Source organism: Lysinibacillus sp. KCTC 33748 (assembly GCF_002237755.1).
Classification (GTDB): Bacteria; Bacillota; Bacilli; order Bacillales_A; family Planococcaceae; genus Lysinibacillus.
Window position 1 is genome coordinate 323561 of sequence record NZ_MWSJ01000001.1, and the last position, 26458, is coordinate 350018.

General features: G+C 37.3%; 25 protein-coding genes and 1 other annotated feature. Of the genes, 16 read left to right on the forward strand and 9 right to left on the reverse strand.

Annotation, left to right across the window (positions count from 1 at the left end):
* Positions 1–16 precede the first annotated feature (16 nt).
* The 4 genes from B1B04_RS01390 to B1B04_RS01405 all read left to right on the forward strand — a co-directional run bounded on the left by B1B04_RS01390 (position 17) and on the right by B1B04_RS01405 (position 4728).
* On the forward strand, positions 17–1183 hold the full coding sequence (locus B1B04_RS01390; protein WP_079559547.1) for a DUF418 domain-containing protein: 1167 nt from the start codon (positions 17–19) through the stop codon (positions 1181–1183).
* A gap of 372 nt (positions 1184–1555) precedes the next feature.
* Positions 1556–2458: a fumarylacetoacetate hydrolase family protein gene (locus B1B04_RS01395; RefSeq protein WP_079559548.1), complete on the forward strand. Its 903-nt coding sequence runs from the start codon at positions 1556–1558 to the stop codon at positions 2456–2458.
* 211 nt (positions 2459–2669) lie between these two features.
* On the forward strand, positions 2670–3038 hold the full coding sequence (locus B1B04_RS01400) for a YisL family protein (protein WP_079559549.1): 369 nt from the start codon (positions 2670–2672) through the stop codon (positions 3036–3038).
* 220 nt (positions 3039–3258) lie between these two features.
* Entirely contained in the window at positions 3259–4728 is a 1470-nt protein-coding gene (locus tag B1B04_RS01405; protein WP_079559809.1) for an alpha-amylase family glycosyl hydrolase, read from the forward strand.
* Positions 4729–4787: 59 nt separating this feature from the next.
* Here B1B04_RS01405 and B1B04_RS01410 read toward each other — a convergent pair whose 3' ends face one another.
* Positions 4788–5645, reverse strand: a complete 858-nt coding sequence (locus tag B1B04_RS01410; RefSeq protein WP_079559550.1) for a DegV family protein — start codon at positions 5643–5645, stop codon at positions 4788–4790.
* A 355-nt stretch (positions 5646–6000) separates the two neighbouring features.
* Complete coding sequence (locus B1B04_RS01415; RefSeq protein ID WP_079559551.1) at positions 6001–6810, reverse strand: Cof-type HAD-IIB family hydrolase; 810 nt, start codon at positions 6808–6810, stop codon at positions 6001–6003.
* 121 nt (positions 6811–6931) lie between these two features.
* On the opposite strand from B1B04_RS01415, the gene B1B04_RS01420 reads away from it, so the two are divergent.
* Both B1B04_RS01420 and B1B04_RS01425 read left to right on the forward strand, forming a co-directional pair.
* Positions 6932–7696, forward strand: a complete 765-nt coding sequence (locus B1B04_RS01420) for a prolyl oligopeptidase family serine peptidase (protein ID WP_079559552.1) — start codon at positions 6932–6934, stop codon at positions 7694–7696.
* 53 nt (positions 7697–7749) lie between these two features.
* Positions 7750–8058: a metal-sulfur cluster assembly factor gene (locus B1B04_RS01425; RefSeq protein WP_079559553.1), complete on the forward strand. Its 309-nt coding sequence runs from the start codon at positions 7750–7752 to the stop codon at positions 8056–8058.
* 68 nt (positions 8059–8126) lie between these two features.
* Here the strand turns inward: B1B04_RS01425 and B1B04_RS01430 are convergent, their stop codons facing one another.
* Positions 8127–8813, reverse strand: a complete 687-nt coding sequence (locus B1B04_RS01430) for a Crp/Fnr family transcriptional regulator (protein ID WP_079559810.1) — start codon at positions 8811–8813, stop codon at positions 8127–8129.
* 269 nt (positions 8814–9082) lie between these two features.
* On the opposite strand from B1B04_RS01430, the gene B1B04_RS01435 reads away from it, so the two are divergent.
* Complete coding sequence (locus B1B04_RS01435) at positions 9083–11209, forward strand: ATP-dependent Clp protease ATP-binding subunit (protein WP_079559554.1); 2127 nt, start codon at positions 9083–9085, stop codon at positions 11207–11209.
* A gap of 47 nt (positions 11210–11256) precedes the next feature.
* Here the strand turns inward: B1B04_RS01435 and B1B04_RS01440 are convergent, their stop codons facing one another.
* Positions 11257–11451, reverse strand: coding sequence for a YjzD family protein (locus tag B1B04_RS01440; RefSeq protein WP_079559555.1), 195 nt, complete (start codon positions 11449–11451; stop codon positions 11257–11259).
* Positions 11452–11852: 401 nt separating this feature from the next.
* On the opposite strand from B1B04_RS01440, the gene B1B04_RS01445 reads away from it, so the two are divergent.
* The 3 genes from B1B04_RS01445 (at position 11853) to B1B04_RS26625 (ending at position 14618) form a co-directional block, all read left to right on the forward strand.
* Positions 11853–12791 carry a beta-ketoacyl-ACP synthase III gene (locus B1B04_RS01445; protein ID WP_079559556.1) on the forward strand — a complete coding sequence of 313 codons (939 nt, stop codon included), beginning with the start codon at positions 11853–11855 and terminating at the stop codon, positions 12789–12791.
* 30 nt (positions 12792–12821) lie between these two features.
* Positions 12822–14063 (forward strand): beta-ketoacyl-ACP synthase II, encoded by a 1242-nt coding sequence (fabF, locus tag B1B04_RS01450; RefSeq protein WP_079559557.1) that lies wholly within the window; start codon positions 12822–12824, stop codon positions 14061–14063.
* Positions 14064–14390: 327 nt separating this feature from the next.
* Complete coding sequence (locus B1B04_RS26625; protein WP_079559558.1) at positions 14391–14618, forward strand: YuzI family membrane protein; 228 nt, start codon at positions 14391–14393, stop codon at positions 14616–14618.
* Positions 14619–14706: 88 nt separating this feature from the next.
* Here the strand turns inward: B1B04_RS26625 and trpS are convergent, their stop codons facing one another.
* Entirely contained in the window at positions 14707–15696 is a 990-nt protein-coding gene (gene trpS, locus B1B04_RS01460; protein WP_079559559.1) for a tryptophan--tRNA ligase, read from the reverse strand.
* Positions 15697–15873: 177 nt separating this feature from the next.
* Between trpS and B1B04_RS01465 the strand changes: the two genes are divergently transcribed.
* The 5 genes from B1B04_RS01465 (at position 15874) to pepF (ending at position 21835) form a co-directional block, all read left to right on the forward strand.
* Positions 15874–16086: a hypothetical protein gene (locus B1B04_RS01465; RefSeq protein WP_079559560.1), complete on the forward strand. Its 213-nt coding sequence runs from the start codon at positions 15874–15876 to the stop codon at positions 16084–16086.
* Between the two features lie 122 nt (positions 16087–16208).
* Positions 16209–16441, reverse strand: a binding site (T-box leader).
* 698 nt (positions 16442–17139) lie between these two features.
* Entirely contained in the window at positions 17140–17535 is a 396-nt protein-coding gene (gene spxA, locus B1B04_RS01470) for a transcriptional regulator SpxA (protein ID WP_024362527.1), read from the forward strand.
* 433 nt (positions 17536–17968) lie between these two features.
* Complete coding sequence (gene mecA, locus B1B04_RS01475; protein ID WP_079559561.1) at positions 17969–18637, forward strand: adaptor protein MecA; 669 nt, start codon at positions 17969–17971, stop codon at positions 18635–18637.
* 216 nt (positions 18638–18853) lie between these two features.
* Positions 18854–19975, forward strand: a complete 1122-nt coding sequence (locus B1B04_RS01480) for a competence protein CoiA (RefSeq protein ID WP_079559562.1) — start codon at positions 18854–18856, stop codon at positions 19973–19975.
* A gap of 48 nt (positions 19976–20023) precedes the next feature.
* Positions 20024–21835: an oligoendopeptidase F gene (gene pepF / locus B1B04_RS01485; RefSeq protein WP_079559563.1), complete on the forward strand. Its 1812-nt coding sequence runs from the start codon at positions 20024–20026 to the stop codon at positions 21833–21835.
* A 447-nt stretch (positions 21836–22282) separates the two neighbouring features.
* Here pepF and B1B04_RS01490 read toward each other — a convergent pair whose 3' ends face one another.
* The 4 genes from B1B04_RS01490 to B1B04_RS01505 all read right to left on the reverse strand — a co-directional run bounded on the left by B1B04_RS01490 (position 22283) and on the right by B1B04_RS01505 (position 25317).
* Positions 22283–23092 (reverse strand): DsbA family protein, encoded by an 810-nt coding sequence (locus tag B1B04_RS01490; RefSeq protein WP_079559564.1) that lies wholly within the window; start codon positions 23090–23092, stop codon positions 22283–22285.
* Positions 23085–23492 (reverse strand): globin domain-containing protein, encoded by a 408-nt coding sequence (locus B1B04_RS01495; protein WP_079559565.1) that lies wholly within the window; start codon positions 23490–23492, stop codon positions 23085–23087. Before B1B04_RS01495 ends, B1B04_RS01490 begins: the two co-directional genes overlap by 8 nt.
* Before the next feature lie 251 nt (positions 23493–23743).
* Positions 23744–24541 carry a lytic transglycosylase domain-containing protein gene (locus B1B04_RS01500; protein ID WP_079559566.1) on the reverse strand — a complete coding sequence of 266 codons (798 nt, stop codon included), beginning with the start codon at positions 24539–24541 and terminating at the stop codon, positions 23744–23746.
* Positions 24542–24723: 182 nt separating this feature from the next.
* Positions 24724–25317 carry a CYTH domain-containing protein gene (locus B1B04_RS01505; RefSeq protein WP_079559567.1) on the reverse strand — a complete coding sequence of 198 codons (594 nt, stop codon included), beginning with the start codon at positions 25315–25317 and terminating at the stop codon, positions 24724–24726.
* Positions 25318–26061: 744 nt separating this feature from the next.
* Between B1B04_RS01505 and B1B04_RS01510 the strand changes: the two genes are divergently transcribed.
* The gene (locus B1B04_RS01510; protein ID WP_079559568.1) at positions 26062–26445 is read left to right on the forward strand and encodes a UPF0738 family protein; all 384 of its coding nucleotides are present in this window, start codon (positions 26062–26064) and stop codon (positions 26443–26445) included.
* The last annotated feature ends 13 nt before the right edge of the window (positions 26446–26458 follow it).

Here is a 26458-nt window from a genome sequence, read left to right on the forward strand (position 1 = left end):
TAGAGGAGGCTTTTTTGTGGAGTTAAAACCGACAATGTTGCAGGAGCGCATCGCAACATTAGATATTTTACGTGGTATTAGCTTACTAGGCATTTTACTCGTTAATATGTTTGCCTTTTATTTGCCAATGCCCTATATTGATTTGGCATCATGGTTTACAACACCGTCAGATATAGTGTGGCAGCAAAATTTAGATATTTATGTACAAAGTAGCTTTTATCCACTGTTCGCCATGTTATTTGGCTACGGACTCGCTATGCAATGGCAGAAAGCACAAAGTCGTGAACAAAATTTTTATGCGATAGGACTTCGAAGACTTTCTGTATTATTTGTATTTGGTTTGCTACATGCTGTGCTCATTTGGTGGGGCGACATTTTGATGATGTATGCATTTTGTGGCGTTTTTTTAGTGCTATTACTACGTCTACATCCAATTTGGTTATTGTCAATTGGCGTTATGATTAGCGGCGTCATGCAAGCTTTTATGTTATTTGTAGTAGGATATATTAATTTCAATACAAAGATTGATGAGTATTTAGATATTACTTCAGTAGAGCAGGCGATAACTGCTTATGGAACAGGGAGCTGGGTTGATGCATTTATGCAACGTCTAACTGATTTATCTGTTCAGGCAGGAATCGGCATGTGGTTTGTGGCATTATTTACAATTCTACCATTTATGTTAATTGGTGCCGCAGCCTCTAAATGGCGTTTAGTAGAACGAGCGAGAGAGCTTAAATGGCTATGGCTGACATTAGCGGTAGCTGGGTTAGCAATTGGTATTTTTATTAAAAGCTCACCGATCATGTTTACGCGTACGTATTTATTAGACTACTTAAAAGTATACATAGGTGGTCCAATTTTAGCAGTAGGCTATACGGGGCTCATTGTTTTACTTTGTTTACTCCCAGGTGTACCAAAATTGCTTAGTCCTTTTGCGAAAATAGGGCGTATGTCGTTTACGATGTATATACTTCAATCGGTCATTGGAACATGTCTATTTTATCAATTTGGATTTGGCTTGTATGGAAAAGTAAACGTCGCAACAGGCGTGCTAATTGCGGTCAGCATTATTATTGTACAAATGATTGTGGCAGAAATTTGGCTAGCGAAATGGCAACAAGGTCCGCTAGAGGCTTTATGGCGCAAGTTAACGTATAAGGCGAAAACGAAAGCAGGGTAAATGTTAAGGGCTTGACTCTCGTGCAAAAAGCGAACAATCTGCGGTAGAAATCAGCGTGCATCTTTAATGTGAGGGCAACATAAAGTTAATGAATACGTCTTGTATAATAAGAATAATTAATTGCGATTTAGCTCATTATCAAAAGTTGGGATAGCATTTGTTAAAACGTATGTTATGTAAGTAAGTTGATTGTAGTGGAGACTGGGCGACTCCTCGGACGCCCCGGGAAAGCGCCCAGCCGGAACGGATATCAACCACACTTTATGGTAAAAAAACAGCAAATTATTCGGAATAAAAATAGTTTTCGTAAAAGTAAGGCAATTTCTATAATTTTGTTGTATTATGTAAAAAAAAGAAGGAGCTCTGAAAATCATGAAAATTTTATCATTTAAATTAGGTGGACATGTAAGCTTTGGACCAAAAGTAAAAAAAGAAGAAGCAGTATGGGATGTACTCGCTATTCAAAATGAACTTCAAGTTCTCCCTTCTTTTTCAAGTTCAATTGTAGATGGCATTGCTCTAGGCTTTGATTTTGTTGAACAGATTCGTAAATTAGTAGAAGCCGCTGAAAAATCAGACCGTGCTAATAGTTTCAAACGCGAATTTACAGTGATCGAGTGGTTATCACCGATTCCACGCACACCAAAAAACATTATGTGTATTGGGAAAAACTATGATGAACATGCTAAAGAAATGGGTGCAGAAGCAGCTCCAACAGACTTAATGGTATTTACAAAATCTCCGACTGCTATTGCTGCTGATGGCCAAACAATTTCTATTCATGCTGATCTTTCATCTAAAATGGATTATGAAGGCGAATTAGCGGTTGTCATTGGTAAACGTGGTAAAAATATTCCGAAAAACTTAGCATACGATTATGTATTTGGCTATACGATTGCCAATGATCTAACAGCTCGTGATTTACAAGAAAAACATAAGCAATTCTTCTTAGGAAAAAGCTTGGATGGAACTTGTCCACTTGGACCTTACCTTGTAACAAAAGATGAAATTCCGAATCCACAAGATTTAACAGTCGTTACAAAAGTGAACGACGAAGTACGTCAAAACGGCTCAACAAAAGATATGATGTTCACTGTAGAATCATTAGTATCGATTTTATCTCAGCATGTTACATTAGAGCCAGGTGACGTTATTTTAACAGGTACTCCAGCAGGTGTTGGCAAAGGCATGAATCCGCCACAATTCTTAAAAGCTGGTGATACTGTAAAAGTATCTATCCAAGGCATCGGTACTTTAGTGAATCATTTTGAATAATTTTTCAAATCCGCGTGAGTTTACCTCCGCGGATTTTTAACTTCTTTCAGTGGGTGTCTAAACATCTGCTGAAAGAAGTTAGACCCTTCGACGCAATTTTCCGAGGCATAATTGATGTAAATTATATGAACACTATTGTAATGTTTGAAACCCTTTCCATCACATGGTAGGATAGAGTTTGATAGAAAAAAGAATATGAGGTGGGACAATAATGAGTTTCTTAACTAGCCAAACGCATTTGCATATTACTACTTGGGTAGTTGCAATCGTAATCTTTTTAATTGCAGCATTAATGGGCAAGCAGTCAAAAGGCTTACATATGACATTACGTTTATTCTACATTTTAATTATCATTACTGGTGGAGCACTATTTATTAAAGGCATGGATTATGGTATGGGTATGCTCTATGGCTTTAAATTTATAGGTGGTATTTTAGTCATTGGTATGATGGAAATGGTATTAGTTCGTCAAAAGAAAAATAAACCAACTGGTCTGTTTTGGATTTTATTTGCAGTGTTCTTATTCATTACATTGTTCCTAGGCTTCAAATTACCAATGGGTCAAAATTTCTTAGCATAATTTTGCAAAAGTCGTGAAGTTCTCGCTTCACGGCTTTTTTTTGAAGGTGAAATTGCTCAGGTCCCGTAATCAAGTCGATAAATTGTATTTGAAGGAGAAGTTGACACCTTTTTGCCGTAATTCATTTTGTCATTTTCGGAAAATATTTTGAAATGATAGCGAGGGGACTATTTTATTTGGTAAAATGACGGAGGATTGGTTTGAAAGAGAGGGAATTAAAGTGAAATTCAAAAAGTGGATAAGTGCGACAGCTGCATCGCTTTTACTAGCAACTTCATTAGTGAGTGCTACACCAGTTGCACATGCTGATGAAGCGTCGACAAGAACGATTGCTGAAGAAAGCATCTATGATTTACTCGTTGACCGTTTCTTTAATGGTTCGGGCACTAACGATTTTGATACAAATACGCAAGACGCAACTAAATTTGCAGGAGGCGATTTTGCAGGTTTACAGGATAAACTAAAATTTATCGGAGAGATGGGCTTTACAATCGCTTCTATTGGCCCGATTTTTGCCACTGAGAAATATGATGGATCGATGCCGACGAGCTACTCTTCAATTGAGCGTCATTTTGGGACAGCTGAGGAGTTTCAAAGTGTCATTGAGGCCTATAAAGCTAAAAACGTATCGATCATGGTTGATTTTCCATTAAACAATGTAAGTCCGAATCATGAGTGGGCAAAAGATCCAGCGAAAAAGGACTGGATTGCTTCAACAAATAATGGACAAGTACAGTGGGACTTAACAAACAAAGACGTACAAGACGCACTTGTTAAATCAGTAACAGACTTTGTCTCTACATACGATGTTGGTGGAGTGCGTTTAACGAATATTGCTGGTGCTGATACAGAATTTATCAATGCTGTGATTAAAGCATTAAAGGATACGAAAAAATCACTCTATGTCATTTCAAATGAAGAAAGTGATGCAAACTTTGATGCAAGCTTTTATAAAGCTTCAGCTGATATTTACCGTAATATCTTTAAAAATGTTGATATGGATTCTACTAAGTTGATGGAGCCTTTTACAGGTAAGAAACCAACTCAGATTATGATTGATTCGTTAGAAACGCATCGATTTACATTTGATTCTGCAGCAGAAAATATGTTCCCACCAACGCGTTTGAAAATGGCGATGGGTGCTTTATTTATGATGCCAGGAATTCCAGTTGTACAATATGGTACAGAAATTGCAATGAACGGTGAAAAAAAGCCAGATACGCACCAAATATATAACTTTAAAACTGATACAGAATTAATCGATTATATTAAACATGTCCAATCTTTACGTAATAAATCTGAGACATTACGCAACGGTGATTTTGAAGTTCTCACAAATGAAAATGGCCTACTTGTATTTACACGTACGTCCGATAAAGAGAAATGGGTCATCATGGTTAATAATACTAGTGAAACACAACGCGTTGATTTAACACCTGCTCAGCTTGGTAAAGGTAAAATGCTAAACGGTATTATACATGAAGAAAAAGTTCGTATTAATGAAAAAGACGTTTATCCAGTTATTTTAAATCGCGAAATGGTAGAGATTTATCAAGTTCGAAATGATGAAGGATTAAATGTACCTTATATGGTAGCACTAGGATTAGTATGGTTAATATTCATAGGATTTGTAGTTGTTATTATTAGACGAGGTAAAGTACGACGTAAAGAGCAAGATGCTCTAAACTAATCCTAGTAGGATAAAATGAAAGATCCCCTCAACACTTTTCAGTGCGGAGGGGGTTTTTGTTAAGCTTGATAGCTTTTATTTGTAAAGAAGATGGCAATTGTACCTGGTCCTACGTGGGAGCCGATAGCTGAACCAATCATTGTTACTTGAATGGCTTTTGGTGAAAATCTTTCTTGGATAGAAGCTTTTACTTCGTTGGCAAATTCCACATCATCACTATGGCTAATACCAACAACTTTTTCAGAGAAATTTTCACCGCGCGCCTGCATTAAATCTAACATGCGAGCGATGGCTTTTTTACGTCCACGCGATTTTTCAATCGGCACAAGTTTACCATCCTCAACATTTAAGATGGGTTTAATGCTTAGGAGCCCCCCAAGAAATGCGCTTGCCTTAGATACACGACCACCTTTAGCAAGGTAATCTAAATCTTCCACCGTAAATAAGTGCTCCATCTGTGGAGTAAGAGCTGTAATTTTTGCTTCGATTTCTTCCAGTGAAGCACCTGTATTTCGAAGGCGAACGGCTTCTTCGACTACTAGGCCGAAACCTAGTGAAGCACATTTAGAATCGATAATAGCTAATTTAAGGGATGGATATTGCTCCTGTACTTGATTGCGAATCATGACAGCGGTATTATAGGTGCCTGATAATTCCGATGAAAAGGCAATATAGATTCCTTCTTCTTCATTTTTCGCTAGATTTTCGAAATGATTGAGAAATATCTCTGGTGATACTTGGGATGTTTTTGGGCGAGCACCTTGACGAATAGCGTCGTAAATTTCTTTGGAATCAATCGAAATGACATCATCATATTCATTATTGTTCAATTGCACTCGTAGTGGAAGAAGTTCAATATTGTTTTCTTCGTAGTAAGACTTTGGTAGATCACAGCCACTATCAGTAAAAATTTTCATCATTTGTCCCCCTAATTTAATATTCTTTTAACTCTATATGAGAAGTTTACAAATACCTATACTACATAACAGGTGAACACGTGTCGAGTTTTCAATTTCCACTCTATATTTCTCGAAACTACTTCCTAATAAAATTTTATATAGTTATAATATCATATCGAGTTTCAGTATAATTGCAACTCAGTGTATTGTTAACTCGAAAGTTAAAGTGAAAAATGGGCTCATCACCATAACATGTGGTTGATTTCCGTCCGACTGGGCGTACTTCGCGCAACTTTCATAGATGGCTTACATTTTCATGAATGACATCCACAACTTATGGTGATGATCCAAAAAATAGGGTTTTTTTATTTAACTAGGATAGTTTTAAACGTTCGATAAGCATTTTAGCGATGCCATCGTCGTTATTGGTTGTCGTAATTTCGTTGGCAATGTTTTTTAAAGCAGGGATGCCATTGCCCATTGCGACACCGATACCGGCATATTCAATCATTTCTAAATCATTGTCCTCATCACCGAATGCAATAATACGCTCACGTGGGATACCTAAATCTTGTGCTACATGAGCGATTCCTACTGCTTTATTTAAGCCACGGCGAACAATTTCAATAATGTGAAGTGGGGCACCCCAACGACGATGTTCAATGACCTCTGCATGAACAGCCTGTAAATGGTCACGAATAATCATTGAATTCACGTCATTCGCTTGAATCAGTAAACTAGTAGGGTTATCAAGTAAATGGGTATAGAGATTCCCATGAGTAATTTTAGGATTCCCCATATTAAATATATTTAAAATCCGTGAGTTCTCTGTATGAACATAAATATCGTCCTTCACCTCCGCTATAATATTTTCATATTCATAGCTATTGATGGAATTGACGACATCATGTACTACGCTTAAATCAATAGGAGTATGTTTAGTCTGCCAAGCAGCATTTTTAGGATGGTGGACGTAAGCACCATTAAAATTTACGATGGGCGTTGTAAGGCCAAGCTCGTGATAGTAAAGATCACTCGCGCGATAAGGACGACCGGTAGCAATCATAACTTGATGGCCTTGTTCCTTTGCCTGCAATAATGTTTTTTTAGTTTTTGCTGAAATTTGTTGTTGGTCCGTTAATAACGTACCATCTAAGTCCAAAACGATTAAATGCGGTTTCATAGCTTATTGCCCCTTTCTTATATTTTGAATAGTATCGTTTTGTAAACCATTCGTCAAAATTTTGTCACAGTGAAAAAAGTTTGCTAACATAAAGATGAGACAAATGTTGGGAGTGACAAAGATGATTGTTGAGAAAGAATTGTGGGGAAATATTCCTTTATTACATATACATACGGAAAATATGAATGAAGAAACCCCGGTAGTAATTTTTTTACATGGTTTCACGAGTGCAAAAGAACATAACTTACATTATGCATATCAATTAGTAGGCAGAGGGGTGCGTGTCCTATTGCCAGATGCAAAATTACATGGCGACCGTAGTGAAGGCCTAACTGAGATGCAATTGAGCTTACATTTTTGGGATATTGTTTTAAATTCTATTCATGAAGTGGAACAATTATATAATGAATTAAAGAATAAAAAATTATTAGTGAATGATAAAATTGGTATTTCTGGTACATCAATGGGTGGTATTGTCACATCAGGCTGTTTAAAGCGCTATGATTGGATCAAGACAGCAGCAGTTTGCATGGGTGCACCAAGTTTCACTAAATTAGCGGAGTATCAATTACAGCAATTCGCTAAAAACGGTGTGAATTTGCCGATGTCCGAAGAAGAAGTACAACAAACGAATGAGCTTCTAGCTAAATATGATGTGAGCCTAACACCAGACAAATTTGCAGAACGACCTGTTCTATTTTGGCATGGGGAGTTAGATAAAACTGTACCTTTCAAGGAAACGTATGATTTTTATTTAACTTTACGCAAATATTATGAAAAAAATCCAGAAAACTTAAAATTTATAGCGAATAAGAAAGCAGGTCATACTGTGCCACGTGATGGTATGTTAGCAGCAACTGAATGGCTTGCACAGCATTTGGCATAATAAGATGCATCTGCTATGATTAAGTTAACACTGTGACGGAAGGAGAAATACAGATGGATCAAGATATGAAAGACAGCATGTTCGGTGCATTAGAAAATGTAATTGACCCTGAGCTTGGTATTGATATCGTCAACTTAGGTTTAGTATATGATGTAGAGTTAGATGAAGAGGGTGCAGCAATTGTTACAATGACGTTAACGTCTATGGGCTGCCCGATGGGACCTGTTATTGTTGATCAAGTGAATACAGCATTAGGTGAGCTTCCAGAGGTGAAAAGTACAAATGTAAATATTGTATGGAATCCACCTTGGTCAAAAGATAGAATGTCACGCTATGCAAAAATGGCATTAGGTGTACGCTAAGTTCACTTAAAGCACGATAAAAAATCCCCGCTTATAACTCATAAGCGGGGATTTCGTATGTAAGTGTACTAATCAATACGACATATTTGTAACGGACAATTTTCACAGGCGATTTCATCCTTTAAAAATTGTAGATCGTGAATGGTTATATAACCTTTTTCAAAAGATATAATATTGTGCTTCTTTAAGTCATTCAGCATGCGATTAATCATCTCTCGACTCGTTGCACATAAATTAGCAATCTCTGTATGTGTTAACGGGAAGTCAATATAAATAGTGTCATTTTCTAACGGCTTCCCATAAGTGTTTGAAAGACGGATAAGCGTTGAAAATAAAGCGCCCTTTTTCCCATGTAAAATCAAATCACGCAAACGGCTTTGATGCTTTAAATTTTCTGTTTGCAACCACTTCATATACTCCACCATTAAAATAGGCTGTTCCACTAGTAAAAGTTCTAATGTTTCAAGGCTAAGAACATATAAACTGGAGGGCTCTAGTACTTTAGCGGTCATCGAATTATACGTAAAGTTGCAAAATAATGAGCTTTCTCCAATGATGCTATCAGGACCACAAATACGAATGGTTAATTCCTTTCCATTCTCCGTTTCCTGACTAATCGAGATAGCTCCTGTTTTTATATAATAAATTTCTTTCGCACGTTCGCCCTCTAAAAAGATTTTACTATCCTTATTCACTTTAATAAAAACACCGTGCTTTTGAAAAAGATCGTGAAATTTCTCCTGTATATTATCCATAATAGCCATATCTTCAACACATCTCTTTCTTTTTTCGTAAAAATTGTTTAATTATTACAAAATTAAGTGAGCAATTTACTAGATCTAAGAAATATACTTTCATTATAACGTAGTTTTCCAGTAATAAGTGAAGAAATTTTAGGGCTAATTCTTTGCTCTAGTTTGTCGAGTGTTGTAAAATAAAGTTAGTCAAAAAAGGTCAAACATTTTCTATGAAATAGAATGGCAAACGGGATTCCGATTAACATTATTAAAAAGGAGTGCTAAATATGCAATTTCAACAAACAAATGACAAAAAGCCATTAGAACAATTTGGACGTAATTTAATAGAAGAAGTTAAAAACGGTAAAATGGATCCGGTTATCGGTCGTGACGAAGAAATTCGTAATGTCATTCGTATTTTAACACGCAAAACGAAAAATAATCCTGTCTTAATAGGGGAGCCTGGGGTTGGTAAAACAGCTATTGTAGAAGGGTTAGCTCAACGTATAGTAAAGGGCGATGTTCCTGAGGGGTTAAAAGATTGCGTACTGTATGAGCTGGATATGAGTGCTTTAATAGCAGGTGCTAGTTATCGTGGCCAATTTGAAGAGCGCTTAAAAGGTGTATTAAAAGAAGTAAAAGAATCAGAGGGACGCATCATTTTATTTATCGATGAAATTCATACAATTGTTGGTGCTGGTAAAACGGATGGTGCAATGGACGCTGGGAATATGCTTAAACCAATGCTTGCACGAGGTGAGCTACATTGTATCGGGGCTACAACATTAGATGAATACCGTATGTATATTGAAAAAGATCCTGCTTTAGAGCGTCGTTTCCAGCAGGTGCTTGTACGAGAGCCGTCTATTGAAGATACAGTTTCCATTTTACGAGGCTTGAAAGAGCGCTTTGAGTTGCATCATGCGGTACGTATTCATGACCGTGCAATCGTAGCGGCAGCGGGGCTTTCCAATCGCTATATTACAGAGCGTTTCCTGCCAGATAAAGCGATCGATTTAATCGATGAAGCATGTGCGATGATTCGAACAGAAATTGATTCCATGCCACAGGAATTGGATGCAGTTACACGCCGTATTATGCAGCTTGAAATTGAGGAGCAAGCATTGCGTAATGAAAAAGACGAGGCGAGTAAAAAACGTCTAGAGCAGCTCAGTGAGGAATTAACAAAGCTCAAAGAATCCTCTGAGGGCATGCGTAAACAATGGGAAACCGAAAAAGAAGCGTTACACGGCATTCAGAAAAAACGTGAAAAACTTGATAAATACCGCCGCGACTTAGATGAAGCAGAAAGTAAATATGATTTAAATAAAGCAGCTGAACTACGTCATGGGAAAATTCCTACACTTGAAAAGGACATTCAAGAGATGGAAAAACAATTAGAAAATGGTACGGAATCACGTATTTTGCGTGAAGAGGTAACGGCTGATGAAATTGCATCAATCGTTTCGCGCTGGACAGGAATACCAGTGACGAAATTAGTAGAAGGTGAGCGAGAAAAATTATTGCGCTTAAAAGATACATTGCATGAGCGTGTAATCGGACAAGATAATGCAGTACAGCTTGTTACGGAAGCGGTATGGCGTGCTCGAGCAGGTATTAAAGATCCGCATCGACCAATTGGTAGCTTTTTATTCCTAGGACCAACAGGTGTTGGTAAAACAGAGCTTGCGAAGGCACTAGCGGCACAATTGTTTGATTCTGAGGATCATTTTATTCGCATTGATATGAGTGAATATATGGAGAAACATAGCATATCGCGCCTTGTAGGGGCACCTCCAGGCTATGTTGGCTATGAGGAAGGTGGTCAATTAACAGAAGCTGTTCGCCGAAATCCGTATTCAGTTGTTTTATTAGATGAAATTGAAAAGGCCCATCCGGATGTCGCAAATATTTTACTACAAATTTTAGATGATGGTCGCATTACTGATAGCCAGGGGCGTATGGTTAACTTTACGAACACAGTGGTCATTTTAACTTCTAACATTGGCTCAAGCTATTTAATGGAAGCAAAAGAAGACGATGCTGCTGTTGAGGATTTAGTGATGGCTGCACTGCGTCAACATTTTAAACCAGAGCTGTTAAATCGTATGGATGATATTATTATGTTCCATGCACTATCAGATGAGCATTTTACAGCCATTGCATGGAAATATATCGAACAGCTTGTCAAACGAGTTGCAGAGCAAGACATTACTTTACAAGTAGAACAAAATGTAGTTGATTGGGTTGTCGAACAAGGAGCAGATGCTCAGTTCGGCGCAAGACCATTAAAACGCTTCGTGCAACGTTATATTGAAACTGCGGTTGCAAAAGAATTGCTTCGAGGTGAAGTATTACCAGGAGAAACATTGCACATTAAAATGCATGATGGTCAATGTGTCGTTGAAAAATAACAAAAAACCTGTTCCGCATTGAGCGAAACAGGTTTTTTCTAGTTGAATTAATGATTGTCTGCAGCTTCTGGAGTTGACTCGTTTGGAATAATTGCACCGATAATGAAAACAAGAATTGTAAATACAACTGATGTAACAATAGCAGTATCGATATCAAATTCTGCACCAAGTACAGAGCCTACTACGTAGTTTAACATTGAAACTAGTAGGAATGACCATATGAATGTTACGATATATCGCATTAATTTCACCTCAACCGAACTTTTTTATATCATAAGATTTTACTACATATTCATTATCATATCATAACATAAATCGAAAAAAAAAGAACCTTTTCTGTGAAACATGGCGAATTTGTCACAACAATAACATTTTTTTTATTTTTAATGCAATTTCAATACATCACTGAAATTAAAAGACGTCACAAATACTTGTGTGTCGTAGCGTGTAGAAGTGCTTCAAGCCCCGCTAAATTCTATACAATTGCTATCAAGCGCCCGATTTCACGCAGTGATTAATTCGTGGTGGAATTGATAGGAAAAAAAGCATTAATTTTAATTCATCTTGCACCTGATCTTATTTATGAGTTATAATTATGACCAGTTACTAATAATTGATAGTAAGAAAGCAGAGGGGTTGCTAAATGAACGCTGGTATTTTAGGGATTGCCAAATACGTTCCGGAGAAGGTCGTTACGAATTTTGATTTAGAAAAAATAATGGATACTTCGGATGAATGGATTCGAACTCGCACAGGGATTGAGCAGCGTCATTTTGCTGCTGATGATCAGGAAACTTCAGATTTAGCAGTAGCTGCAGCAAAAGAGGCTATTGAAAAAGCAGGAATTTCACCAGAGGAAATAGGCTTAATCCTCGTAGCGACAGTAACACAAGATCAAAATTTTCCAAGTGTCGCATGTATGGTTCAGGAGCAAATTGGAGCAGTTAATGCAGCAGCGATGGACCAAGCGGCAGCTTGTGCAGGGTTTATATATAGTTTAGTGACGGCAAAGCAGTTTGTAGAATCAAATGCTTATAAATATGTCTTAGTAGTAGGTGTTGAAAAGCTGTCGAAAGTACTTGACTGGGAAGATCGTAATACCGCTGTATTATTCGGTGACGGTGCAAGTGCAGCAATTATTGGTCCAGTATCAGAAGGTAGAGGTATTTTATCATTTGAACTTGGTGCTGACGGTACAGGTGGAAAGAATTTGTATTTAACACAGCAAGATACAATCGCTATGAATGGCCGTGAAGTATTTAAATTTGCCGTTCGTCAAATGGGTGAATCTGCAATGAACGTTTTAGAAAAAGCAGGTTTAACAAAAGAAGACGTAGATTTTTTAGTGCCGCATCAGGCGAATATTCGAATTATGGAATCAGCTCGTGAGCGTCTAGAGCTACCACCGGAAAAAATGTCAAAAACGATTCACAAATATGGGAATACGTCTGCGGCATCTATTGGTATTTCCTTGGTAGATGAGCTTGAAGCAGGTAAGATAAAAGATGATGATTTAGTAGTACTTGTTGGATTTGGCGGTGGCTTAACATGGGGTGCCGTTACAATGAGATGGGGAAAATAAAAACGAAAAATGCTTGAGGGGAGTAATACAATGAGTAAACGACGAGTAGTAATTACAGGAATTGGCGCAGTTACACCACTAGGAAATAGCATCGAAGAAACATGGACTAACATTAAAGCTGGAAAATCTGGCGTTGGCGAATTAACGCGTTTAAATAAAGATCTTTTCGCAGCAAAAGTTGCTGCTGAAGTGAAGGATTTTAATATCGAAAAGTATATCGAACGTAAAGAAGCTCGTAAAATGGATCGCTTTACACAGTATGCTTTAGCAGCATCTATCATGGCGATGGAAGATGCACAATTAACAATCGATGAAGAGCTAGCACCACGTGCAGGTGTCTGGATTGGCTCTGGCATCGGCGGTATGGAAACATATGAACAACAATTTTTAACTTTCCAAGAGCGTGGAGCAAGAAGAGTAAGTCCATTCTTTATTCCAATGATGATTCCAGATATGGCTTCAGGCCAAGTGTCGATTCACTTTGGTGCAAAGGGCATTAACTCTTGTTCAGTAACTGCTTGTGCTTCAGGTACAAACTCTATTGGGGATGCTTTTAAAGTAATTGAACGTGGCGATGCAGATGTTATGATTTCGGGCGGTGCTGAGTCGCCAATCGTTACGATGGCAGTAGCAGGCTTCTGCGCTAATACTGCATTATCTTTAAGCACTGATCCAGAAAAAGCTTGCCGTCCATTCGATAAAAATCGCGATGGTTTCATTATCGGTGAAGGTGCTGGGATTGTTATTTTGGAAGAATATGAGCACGCAAAAGCACGCGGTGCTAAAATTTACGCAGAAGTTCTTGGCTATGGTGCAACAGGAGATGCACATCATATTACAGCTCCAGCTCCTGAAGGGGAAGGTGCTTCTCGTGCAATGATGCAAGCATTATCTGATGGCGGCGTAGAAGCTTCACAAGTTGACTATATTAATGCCCATGGAACAAGTACACCATATAACGATTTATTTGAAACACAAGCAGTAAAAACTGTTTTTGGTGAACATGCCTATAAGCTTGCAATGAGTTCAACAAAATCAATGACAGGTCACTTATTAGGTGCAGCTGGTGGTGTTGAAGCTATTTTCACAGCGCTAGCACTTAAAGAAGGCATTTTACCACCTACAATTAATTTAACAGACGCAGATCCAGAATGTGATTTAGATTATGTGCCAAATGAAGCTCGAAAAGTAGATATTCAATATGCAATGAGTAACTCACTTGGGTTTGGTGGACACAACGCTAGTCTACTATTCAAAAAAATCGAGGAATAATAAAGTAAAACTTTAATTAGTGGGGATTTCATTATCCCCACTTTTTTTATTATTAAAAATAAGAGTGTCATGTCAAAAGATACACGCTATGTAAAGTGGTTGATTGGAGTGAAGGTTGGGCGACTCCTTGGGGATCAGCGGCTCATCGGACGCCCCCAGGAAAGCGCCTAGCCGGAACGGAAATCACCTCCTCGTTTTGCAGAAGAACCTTACGTTATTTAATATGAACAACATAAAAAACGTCAGCCTAATTTAAATGGCTGACGTCTTTTTTTATAGTTTTATGAATAGATGATAATAAAGAAAAAATAGAAAGGATGCCCTAACTTGGTACGACTCTTTTTATTTTTAGTGAGCTACGGCTTATTGATTCTCTCCGTTGGGAATCTCATATTGTATTTGAATTATCGGACACTCGGATATACCTGGATAGTTGTTTTTAAATTTATGGCACAGACAGCAGCATTTTATGTGGCAATTGGATCAATCGTTGTGTTATGTGCTGTTGTGCTTGATCTTGGTTATGATAAAACGATAAACAAGGATAAGATGTAATACTTAGATTACTCTCTTTTTGGCCAAGCTCTTCGATAAGTTTCAACAAAGCTACAGTATTTCTTCATTTCATGTTAAAGCTTTTTTCTTAGCGACGTGCACGGCCAAGACCCATTGCTTCTTCCATGCGTTTTAATGTAGCGCTAGCAATAGCATTTGCCTTTTCAGCACCTTCATCTAAAATGATGTCTAATTCTGATGATTCCACCAAGTGATAGAATTTCTCTTGAATTGGTGTCAGGTGATCAATAACCGTTGCTGCAACACCTTGCTTGAAACCACCATAGCCAACGCCCTCGTATTTTTTTACAAGGTCGTCAATAGATACGCCTGAAATGGCAGATTCGATTGTTAGTAAATTAGAAACGCCAGGTTTATTTTCCACATCAAATGCCACAATACCATCAGAGTCAGTAACAGCAGATTTAATTTTTTTCTCAATATCTTTCGCTGAATCTAACAGCTTGATTGTTGCTTTTGTATTTGGATCAGATTTACTCATTTTCTTTGTAGGTTCTTGTAGTGATTTGATACGAGCTCCTGCTTTAGGTAATTGAATTTCAGGAATCGTTAAAACGTCACCATAACGTTTGTTAAAACGCTCTGCTAGATCACGAGTAAGCTCAATATGCTGCTTCTGATCATCACCGACAGGAACAATGTTTGTGTTATACAAAAGGATGTCTGCTGCCATCAATGGTGGATATGTTAAAAGAGCGGCAGATACGCTTTCCTTCCCGTGCGATTTATCTTTAAATTGTGTCATACGTTCAAGCTCACCAATCGATGCAACGCATTGTAACATCCAGCCTGCTTGTGCGTGAGCTGGTACTTCTGATTGAATAAATAATGTCGATTTTTTAGGGTCGATGCCAGTAGCAATATACGTTGCTGCTAGGTTGCGAATATTTTGACGTAATTCTTTTGGATCTTGAGCCACTGTTATTGCATGCTGATCGACGATACAATAAACAGCATCACCTTCATCTTGTAATGCAGGGAATTGCTTAAATGCTCCTAAATAGTTCCCTAAAGTTACAATACCTGTTGGCTGTACGCCTGAAAAAATAGTTGTCATTGTCATTTCCTCCTTGAATTTAAGTCCCTTGTTTTTACATAAATATCAAAATGAAGAGTCATCACCAAAACGTGTGGTTGATTTCCGTTCCGACTGGACGCTTTGTTGCTGCCGCTACGCTTTCGCACAGAGCAGAGCTTCCTGGGAGCGTCCGATGAGCTGCTTGGGGGCAACAGGATGTTTTTTGCGCGAAAGCGTAGTGCTAACGAAGCGACAGCAGCAGGATGTTTTTTTGCGCGAAAGCGTAGTGCTAACGAAGCGACAGCAGCAGGATGTTTTTTGCGCGAAAGCGTAGTGCTAACGAAGCGACAGCAGCAGGATGTTGGTCACGAAGGCGTTATCACAGGATGTGATGTATTTAGCCTTCGTTCCTCTATCGCTAATCCCTAAGGAGTCGCCCAGTCTCCACTACAATCAACTTTTTCATAATAGACGTTTTAATAAAAGTCATTCACAATTTTGGGTGATGAACCAAAATAAAAAAACATCATGCGTCCTCATTAGTTTTCTAATGAAGGGACGAATGATGTTTGAATCCGCGGTACCACCCAGCTTGCCTAAAACGGCCACTCTTCTTCGTAACGTGAAGGGACGAGCTTTGCTAATAGACTTAAGGAAGAAATTAAGTCGTTCACAAAGCTAACTCGGAAGTCCATTCCAAATGCTTACACGATCTGTTTGCAGCAACCACAGACTCTCTAAACGTGTAAAAGGCAAATGTACTACTCTTCGTCAGCGTTTTTTAGCTCAATACCTGTCTTCCATCTGCATAGATGGCGAGGTGAATTCACCAAAGACATAATTGATTTATTGCAAAAAATTATATTATAAAGGCTCGGTGAAAAGCAAGTGTGTAAAGTCAGACTTTTGACGGTGTTTTTTCTCGGAAGAAAGTTATATGCTACTTTTGTTGCTTTTTTATTTCAGTAAATTATATGAAGGTGTGGCTCAACACCAAAATTTGCGAATGACATTTGTTAAAACACATTCCATATACATAAGTTGATCTTCGTTCCGACTGGACGCCCCCAGTAAAGTTCCCATTCGGAATAGAAATCAACCGCACGTTATGGTAACAATCAATTTATTTGGAAATGCAACCGATATTAGTAAAAATACGTCTATATTTGTACACACAGAATTGACAGTATTCTCGTTTAAAATTTTTAAATGAGAACAAAAACAATCAAGCAGTGGATGTTTAAAATGCTCTACGAATGGGAATGTTAGTAGTAGGTCATTACAGATCTCAAGAAGTAACTACTTTGAAGTTTATGTGAAAAAACAGAAAATTTCATGTCAAATGGGTATTCTTTTTTTATTGGAACTATATTCAAACATCACAGAGTACTGTATAATGGTATGTATATTTAAATTACATTAATTCTAATTTAACACACTAGTTTATAGATAATGATTAAAAGGAAAGGATGTGTCAGTATGATAGTAACTTTATTTACATCACCAAGTTGTACGTCTTGCCGAAAAGCTAAAGCATGGTTAGAGGAGCATGAAATCCCATATACAGAACGTAATATATTTTCTGAACCATTAAGCATTAGTGAAATTAAAGAAATTTTGCGTATGACAGAAGATGGTACGGATGAAATTATTTCAACTCGATCAAAAATTTTCCAAAAATTAAATGTTGATGTGGAAAGCTTGCCATTACAACGTTTATACGAATTAATTCAAGAGTATCCAGGTTTATTACGTCGTCCCATTATTTTAGATGAAAAACGTTTACAGGTCGGCTACAACGAGGATGAAATTCGCCGTTTCCTGCCTCGTAAGGTTCGTGCTTATCAATTGCAAGAAGCACAGCGTATGGTGAACTAATATTGCCGTATTCTGCATAGAATAGTATTAGATGTTACATATGCAACAAGCATATTGTGACATCTATTTTTTTGTGTTTTTCTTATGTAAATCCTTCTATATAGAGTATAATAAATAATAGGGAAAAGTCATATATTTCGGTAAAGTATGTTAAACTTGATTTTAGCTTAATAGTTTACTACAATTTCAATAATTCAAATAACTTCTGTGAAACGGTGTATATCCTTTTCATTTTATGACAGAACAGCATACAATATAATTAGAGACAACTGTGGACATTAATTTTTTAATTTCGGTTGCTCGATGGGTTTACTGTAGTGTGGTCAAAGGTTGAAAAACAAAAATGAAGTATGAGGTTAAAAACAATGAATAATAGCATACTAATGAAATAAACTGTTTTTCGACAAATGACAGTGAAGGGAGATGAGGTCTAGTGGACATCGAACGTGTAAACGAAAATACACTCAAGCTCTTTATTACGTACAATGATATAGAGGATCGCGGCTATAGTCGTGAAGAAATTTGGTACAATCGAGCAAAGGGTGAACAACTTTTTTGGGATATGATTGATGAAGTAAATACGGAGGATTATTTTGATGTAGAAGGTCCAATTTGGATTCATATCAATGCTTCTGAAGTAGGCTTAGAGATCATTGTCACACGTGCACATATTTTAAAAGACGGTGAAACCTTAGATGGTTCTTCGCATTTTGATGAACACAAAGATATGTTTGCTCCATTCGAGGATGTTGGAGAGGATCTTCTCAGTCAACTAACTCAATTTGGTGACATTGATGAGTCAGAATTATTTATGGATACAGACATTTATGTTTATAAATTTAAAGATATTGATGAGTTAATCCCTGTAGCGAAACGCATAACAGATGAATTAGTGGATTCCTCATTATTTAAATATGAAAATTGGTACTATCTGGTAGTTGACTTTGCGAACGCAGAAGAAGAGCTAAATCATCACGATAGAAATGCGGTTATTAAAGAATTTTTACTACCATCGAATTTTACAATCCATCGTTTAGAGGAATATGGCGAAAAAATTATGGAATTTGATTGCTTTGAAACTGTACGAAAATATTTTATTTAAAGTAATGAGTACTTGATTCAGTGGTTTAGACTGTAAACAAACTTGGTGATTATCAAGTTTGTTTGCAGTCTTTTTATTTAACTTCTTTCAGTAAGTGTTTTTGGTAACGTAAGTAATTGAAAAAAGATAGCAATTTATAAATTTCAAGAAAAAGCCGTACTTTATTTGTCGCTATAAAAAGGCTCCTATACAATTAGGCAAAAAGGAGATGATTTTATGCTTATGGCCTATAATGAGCAGCAACAGATTTTTCTCCCATACCAATATTCAAGGGAAGCTTTACAACGATATAGGCGGCAGATGAAATTTTATTGTCCTCAATGCCAGCAGCCTGTCCAATTAAAGATAGGCAAATATAATATCCCTCATTTCGCTCATATTGCTACTAATAGCTGTGTACAGTTATTTGCAGAGGGTGAATCAAAACTTCATTTACAAGGAAAAGTCCAATTATTTGAATGGTTAAAAAAACTCGGGCATACAGTAAAGCTGGAGCCCTTTTTAAGGAAGCTTTCACAGCGGCCAGATATGCTTTTGATCAAGGAGCATAAGCAAATTGCCATTGAATTTCAATGTAGTACAATTTCTCATGAAAAGTGGCTATTACGTACATCTGGATATGAGAAAAATTGTATACAGCCGTTGTGGCTTTTTCAAACACCTCAAAGACAAACTACACAAGGTGTTCAAAAAATTTCCATTTCTCCGATTATGCAAAAAGTGCTAAATGCTACAGCATTAGGTTTGTCTTATTTAGTGACATATGATGCAAACACATCGAGATTTATTTATTGGGCGAATCTTCTTTATGTTCATGGGCATACTTTTATAGGTAAAGTACAGGAATTAACTATTCACAAGCAACATTTTCCTTTTTATGAGCCTAAGACAATTACGAAAGAGGAATTTCGTCTGTATTGGCAGCTTTATAAAAAGTATTGTAAGCAATTTGTATATCAACGATTATTCCATAGTAAAAATGGGGTGCAAGATGCATTTTTACGAAGTAGGTATGAGTTAGGCTTTGCTTTAACGGGGATGCCTGATTACGTAGGTATTCCGGTAAAAGATGGAGAGGCAATACCAAGGTTTTCTATAGAGTGGCAAACGATTTTACATCATTTTTGTCGTTGTTTACAATTAGCACCTCATGAACTAGATGAGAGAAATATACGATTGTTTTTAAGCCAACAACATATAGAGGTTACAATCCAGGCTGTACAAGCTATTAAAAATTACGGAATGGTACTGGCGAAAAGGGATGAAAAAGATGATCGTTTTCCGGATATTTGTGAGCGAGTGTACGCACATTTATTTGCAATTGACGCAATATACTGAGAAAATATGAGAGTATAGGAAAAACGCACATATAAAGGGGGCTGGCACATGGCTAGTAATCAAGTTTTAGTAAGAAATGATGTTCCAAAAGAGTTAACTTGGCGCTTAGAGGATATATTCGCAACTGATGCCCTATGGGAAGAAGAGTATAAAGAAGTTGCAGAACTTGCGAAAAAAGCACCTAGTTATGCAGGTACTGTGAAAAATGGAGCAGATGAATTAGCGGCAGTTCTAACTTATCACGATGAAATTTATGAACGTGCAATGAAGCTTTACACGTATGCTCATATGCGTAATGACCAAGATACGACAAATAGCTTCTATCAAGATATGAATAGTCGTATTCAAACATTAGCGACTAGTATTTCGGCTGCCCTATCATTTTTAACACCTGAGATTTTATCACTGAGTGAAGAAACGATAGAAAGTTACTTAGCAGAAAACAAAGACTTACAACTGTATAAGCAATCATTAAAAGAAATCACGATGGCGCGTCCGCATGTATTACCAGCAGAGCAGGAAGCGTTACTTGCACAAATGTCTGAGGTTACAGGTACTGCTTCAAATGCATTTAGTATGTTAAATAACGCTGATATTGTCTTCCCTAAAGTGAAAAATGAAGAAGGGGAAGAAGTACAGCTAACACACGGTAACTATATTAAGTTTTTAGAAAGTAAAGATCGCACTGTTCGTGAAAATGCTTTTAAAGCAATGTACGAAACTTACGGTAACTTTAAAAATACGTTTTCCGCTACATTAACGGGCAATGTGAAAAAGCATAATGTTAGTGCACGTATTCGTAATTATGATTCTGCACGTCACGCAGCGATGTCTAATAACTTCATTCCGGAAAGTGTTTATGATCAATTAGTAGAAACAGTCCATAAGCATTTACCAGCTATGCAGCGCTATATTTCGTTACGTAAAAAGCTTTTAGGTGTAGACGAATTGCATATGTGGGATTTATTTGCTCCACTCGTTAAGGAAGTGGATATGAAAATCACTTACGACGAAGCGAAGGATATTTTAGTAAAAGCTTTAGCGCCACTAGGTGAGGAATATCAAGGCATTGTTCAAGGTGGTCTAGATAATCGTTGGGTGGATGTCTTAGAAAACAAAGGGAAACGCAGTGGTGCGTACTCTTCAGGTGCTTATGGAACAAATCCATATATATTAATGAACTGGCAAGACAATGTTAATAATCTGTTTACACTAGCGCATGAATTTGGTCATAGTGTACACAGTTATTATTCACGTAAAAATCAGCCGTTCGTTTATGGCGATTATTCTATTTTTGTAGCGGAAGTAGCTTCAACTTGTAACGAGGAGCTGTTAAATGATTATTTACTGAAAACAATTGAAGACCCTCAACAGAAAATTTATTTATTAAATCATTGGCTAGACGGCTTCAGAAGTACTGTTTTCAGACAAACAATGTTTGCTGAATTTGAACACCTAATCCACCAAATGGATAAAAATGGTGAATCTTTAACAGCAGAGCGTCTAACAGAGGTTTACTATAATTTAAATAAACAATACTTCGGTGAGGATATTGTTGTAGATGAGGAAATCGGCTTAGAATGGGCTCGTATTCCACACTTCTACTATAACTACTATGTGTATCAATATGCTACAGGTAAATCAGCTGCGACAGCATTAAGTAAACAGATTTTAGAAGAGGGTACAACAGCTGTAGAACGTTATATTAATAACTTCTTAAAAGCAGGCTGCTCTAATTTCCCAATTGAGGTATTAAAGGCAGCAGGCGTTGATATGAACGTTGCACAACCGATTGACGATGCATGTAAAGTATTTGAAGAACGTTTAAATGAGTTAGAAAAATTATTGTTGAATAATTAATTTGGAAGGCTGTAGGAATTTCCCTACAGCCTTTTTCTATGATTAATTAAATAATAAAAATTGTAAGAATAATGATTTTTTTTGATTTCCAAATGTTTAAAAGTGCGTATCTTGAAAAAATACTGTTTGTAATCGCTTTCTATTTGACAAATTTGTGAATCTATCATTGGACTTGTTGCTATATTTACTATTCCGTGATAAATTGAATCATGTGAAATAAATCACAAAAACAAACATACACCCCTTTGTTTGAACGTGAACATTTCTCCCATCCCCTTTGTGAAAAAGAGGCGTCATTATCTGTCGAGGATAGTGGCGCTTCTTTTATTTTTTTTAAGAAGCATTCCGATAAATCGCAGAAACGATCCGATAAATAAAAAAGAGAACAGGGACACAACATTAAATGTGTGTTGTATCCCTGTTCTTTAGAATAATAGTATAATTGCATTATTTAAGACGCCACAGTGTAGCGTGATCTGTCTGAATTCGTTCAATCTTTTGCTGTAGCATACGCTTCTTTAATTCACGTTCAGCATTTTGCTCTGTTGATGAGTAGATAAAAGCTACTTCATTTGTTGAAAGGGTATGGAATTTTTCAAATAACTCTTCCATTGTTGGTAATGGTTGACGCACAAGCTGTTCATCCATCATTTCTTGTAAAATATGTTCATAAACTTCATAGGAATAGTTGCCACTAACTTTAAGACCTTCATCTTCAATACATTCATTGAAAAACACAATGCTAGGGACTTCATCAACTTCCATCTCACGTTTAATATATAAATCGCATTGGAAGGCACGTGCTGCTTCTTTTGAACCGAAGTCTGCGGTAAATTCATTCATGTCTAATTGAACATCTTCCGCAATTTTTAGCAACGTAGCATAAGAATTGACATCTTGTTGGTTTAGTAATACATATTCTTGTAGTTTCGACAAATAACGTGCGCCTGCACGTTTCCCCTGTAACTCTGCTGCTTTAATAGCGATCGATGGCAAAACAGGGTGATTAATGTCAAGTTCAATACCGGATACACAACCTTTTACACGCTTACTTAAGCAATTCAGAGAGGCTAGCTCTGTGCTTAGTACAAAGCGCCATGTAAAGTAATGATTGTACTCTAGCTGTAACTTACGAAGAACGGCTTGCAATTTAAAAGCTTCTGGACAAAGTGGATCTACGAAAATATACAATTCAATAGGCTTATTAGCAGTAGAAATCTCAGGAGTTGGCTCTTGTAGCATTTGAATATTATTCACGTAACAATTCCCCCTCATCGTCATTTGGTGTATTAATCATGTGATGAGCTGTTAATACTAAACGTTGATAATAAACTTCACGGTACTTACCTTCCATTCCTACTTCATCCATCGCCTCGGACATACATTCAAGCCAAGCTTGAGCGCGATCAGGTGTAATCGGAAAATTCATATGACGTGCACGCATCATTGGATGACCATGCTCCTCAGTAAAAAGATTTGGTCCACCTAAATACTGTGTTTGAAATTGAATTTGCTTGCGTGCTGTTTCCGTTAAATCTTTTGGAAAGATTGGAATAAGATCAGGATGCTGTGCAACTCTTCTATAGAACGCATGGATTAGCTCTGAAAGCTTTTCAGCCCCCAGCTCCTCATAAGGAACAGTGTATTTTCGACTCATAAGTTTAATGCCCCTTTAATTCTTTATATCGTAAAGTATATTTTTATACTTAGTCATTTTTTAAAATGTGAATTTCTTGTGACTACCTTCATTCTATCAACGTCTTTTCGTTAACACAAATAAAGCGCTCTTCCGAAATGTTTTCGCTAAAAAAGCACAAATTTCACCACGCGGGTGAAATTTGCCGAAAAACGCTGTATTAACAATGATTATGCGAATCAATTATGCCTCGGCATAATTGAGCCCAGAAGTTAAACTGTGTAGTAATTCATCACTTTATTGACATAATTCTGCGTTTCTTTGAAAGGAGGAACGCCACCATACTTTGTAACGCGTGAAGCTCCTGCGTTATAAGCAGCTAATGCTAATGTAGGATCGTTATCAAATTTATCTAGCATTTGGCGTAAATATTTGGCTCCTGCCATAATATTTTGCTCTGGATCAAAGGCGTTTGTAACGCCTAAATATTGTGCTGTCTTTGGCATTAATTGCATTAATCCTTGTGCTCCAGCATGACTAACCACATTTGTATTAAAATTAGACTCTTGCTTAATCACGGCAGCGATGAGTTTCTCAGGTACATTATATGTAGCTGCTGCCTTTTGAATAATCGAAGCGTACTGATTCGCACCTGCTAATGAATTGGCATACGCTGTTGAACCAATTACGTTATCTGAAACGTAGGAGTCTAGCTTAGTACTAGTTGTACTAGATTGTGTGTTTGCTAAAGCTGCTTGTACAGATGAAGGTATAAAGACGCTATTAGAACCGTTATAAAGTAATGCTTGATACGCATTATTTTGCATGTTTTCAGATAAACCAGTTAAACTATTAAACTGATTCATCATAGACGAAGCGCTTGATACTCCTCCGAGCAAACTAGATAATTTTGCATTGTTAGTAGTAGTTGAATCGCCAAGTATTTCGCTAATCATGTCAGAAAACATAGAATTGCTGTCTGTAAGATTGTTTGACGATGAATTTTCTGAAGCTCCTAGTGTTTGTAATGCTTGAATGTCAAGTAAAGTTCTGAGTGATTGGATATCCAAGGAGTTGCCACCCTTTCTTGTTATCTAGCTAACTTATTTCAGCAACATCCGCTAAGAGAGTGACCAACATCACATTGGCCTAATATCTCCGGCGGATGTCACGGAATCGGAAAGGAAGTCTTTGTACAAGGACAAAGCCGATTCCGGACGCGACGCAATTATGCTGGGGCATAATTGCTCTATTAGGATTGTTCTTTATTCATTTGTAATGCTTTCATAAAACGCGCAATTTTTTTATCTGTTGCCCGTTTTTCAATACCATATTGCTGTAGAAATTCGTCGAAGGTTGCATTTCCTTTTATTGCATCTTTTGATTCATATTCTACCTCATAATCATCGCACTGCAAATAGAAAGAATGATCGAATACTAGAAGGCCATCCTTATAAGGTATTTCGACACGATCAGTTGTTAGTGAACCAAATACCTCCAATTTTTCCAAAGGGATGTTAAAGAGAGCTAGTCTTTTGGCTACTTCTTGGGCATAGAAATCTTCATTAGCAAGCATTTTCTCAGCTTGCTCAGCCGTTAATTCGTCAGTCGTCTCTAAGTGTGCATGCTCTGCATTTTTTTCTTTTAAAGTACACTCAAAGTATTTGTCGATTTGTCGAATACGAAGCCCGCTTTGGCGTTTCCGAATAGCTTGCGAAGGTGTGTCGAAATAATGATTTGTTTGACGATGAATAGCATTTTCAGAAATGTTGAATTCTTGCAGTAAATATTCGTATTGCTCTTTTGTTAAAAGATTTTTAAACTCTATTTCAATTTGTTGTGCCATTATGTTCACCTGTTTATTTTAATTTTTTTACTTGTGTTGATTAGGGGAAAGGTTCATCAGCATAGCATGGGGTTGATCTCCGTTCCGGCTGGGCGCTTTGTTGTTGCTGTCGCTTTGCTTTCGCACAGATAAAACATTTGTTGCTGCCGCTTCGCTTTCGCGCAGAGCTTCCTGGGGGCGTCCGATGAGCCGCTTCACTCGCGTTGCTCGCTGCAGGGTCTCGGGGCAACGGGAAAGCGTGAGTGCAACGTAGCGGCAGCAGCAGGATGTTGGTCACGAAGGCGTTATCACAGGACGTGATGCTTTTAGCCTTCGTTCTACTATATCGCTAATCCCCAAGGAGTCGCCCAGCCTCCACTCCAATCAACTTATATGCATATCATATGTTTTAGTAAAAGGTCATACTAAAATTCCGATGATAGATAAAAATTTTAGTATGGCTCATTACAATAGCATGGGGTGATTTCCGTTTCGCTTGGACCAACAAATGATTTCTGTACGAAAGCGTAGCGGTAGCAACAGCGTCGATGTTGGTCACGAAGGTGTTATCACAGGATGTAATGTTTTAGCCTTCGTTCCGCTATTGCTGATTCCAAAGGAGTCGCCCAGTCGGAACGGAAATCAACTACACGCTATAATAAAAAGTTTCGTTCGTTATTTCATTGATTTAGTATTTACACACTGCAACTATTTACCCTCTATGCTAAAATAAGAGGAAGAGTACGACGAAAAGGGGAACCGCGTGTGCGTAAAATTTATACAATAGAAACATTGAATTTTGAAAATGAAGAACTTCATTTTAGTTTAAACGACAATGAAGTAAATTTACAGTTAAAACCTGCTGCACAATTAATTGCAGATTCTGATGACTTTGCGTTTATTTATTTACTTGATGCAGGAGAGGATTATCATTACTTGCGTTTTCCGCCGAGTAGTTGGGATCAGCTTGTACATATTTTGCAAAAAGGGAAAAACCCAAAGCTACAACTAGGTGAAGAAGTACTTGAGCTTACAAATTTTTACGATGAATTGGAAATGCTCGTGTATAATATTGAAGGAAATTACAATTATGGGGCGGAATTTGTCCAAGCGGTGGAACAACACTTCGAGAAAATTCTAGCTGAATAAAAAGACAAAACGA

Excerpts from the sequence above, each read along its gene's own strand:
- B1B04_RS01395 (WP_079559548.1), top strand. The coding sequence starts at position 1,556 with ATGAAAATTTTATCATTTAAATTAGGTGGACATGTAAGCTTTGGACCA.
- B1B04_RS01400 (WP_079559549.1), top strand. The coding sequence starts at position 2,670 with ATGAGTTTCTTAACTAGCCAAACGCATTTGCATATTACTACTTGGGTA.
- B1B04_RS01410 (WP_079559550.1), bottom strand. The coding sequence starts at position 5,645 with ATGAAAATTTTTACTGATAGTGGCTGTGATCTACCAAAGTCTTACTAC.
- B1B04_RS01415 (WP_079559551.1), bottom strand. The coding sequence starts at position 6,810 with ATGAAACCGCATTTAATCGTTTTGGACTTAGATGGTACGTTATTAACG.
- B1B04_RS01420 (WP_079559552.1), top strand. The coding sequence starts at position 6,932 with ATGATTGTTGAGAAAGAATTGTGGGGAAATATTCCTTTATTACATATA.
- B1B04_RS01425 (WP_079559553.1), top strand. The coding sequence starts at position 7,750 with ATGGATCAAGATATGAAAGACAGCATGTTCGGTGCATTAGAAAATGTA.
- B1B04_RS01430 (WP_079559810.1), bottom strand. The coding sequence starts at position 8,813 with ATGGATAATATACAGGAGAAATTTCACGATCTTTTTCAAAAGCACGGT.
- B1B04_RS01435 (WP_079559554.1), top strand. The coding sequence starts at position 9,083 with ATGCAATTTCAACAAACAAATGACAAAAAGCCATTAGAACAATTTGGA.
- B1B04_RS01440 (WP_079559555.1), bottom strand. The coding sequence starts at position 11,451 with ATGCGATATATCGTAACATTCATATGGTCATTCCTACTAGTTTCAATG.
- B1B04_RS01445 (WP_079559556.1), top strand. The coding sequence starts at position 11,853 with ATGAACGCTGGTATTTTAGGGATTGCCAAATACGTTCCGGAGAAGGTC.
- fabF (WP_079559557.1), top strand. The coding sequence starts at position 12,822 with ATGAGTAAACGACGAGTAGTAATTACAGGAATTGGCGCAGTTACACCA.
- trpS (WP_079559559.1), bottom strand. The coding sequence starts at position 15,696 with ATGACAACTATTTTTTCAGGCGTACAGCCAACAGGTATTGTAACTTTA.
- B1B04_RS01465 (WP_079559560.1), top strand. The coding sequence starts at position 15,874 with ATGTTTTTTGCGCGAAAGCGTAGTGCTAACGAAGCGACAGCAGCAGGA.
- B1B04_RS01480 (WP_079559562.1), top strand. The coding sequence starts at position 18,854 with ATGCTTATGGCCTATAATGAGCAGCAACAGATTTTTCTCCCATACCAA.
- pepF (WP_079559563.1), top strand. The coding sequence starts at position 20,024 with ATGGCTAGTAATCAAGTTTTAGTAAGAAATGATGTTCCAAAAGAGTTA.
- B1B04_RS01495 (WP_079559565.1), bottom strand. The coding sequence starts at position 23,492 with ATGAGTCGAAAATACACTGTTCCTTATGAGGAGCTGGGGGCTGAAAAG.
- B1B04_RS01505 (WP_079559567.1), bottom strand. The coding sequence starts at position 25,317 with ATGGCACAACAAATTGAAATAGAGTTTAAAAATCTTTTAACAAAAGAG.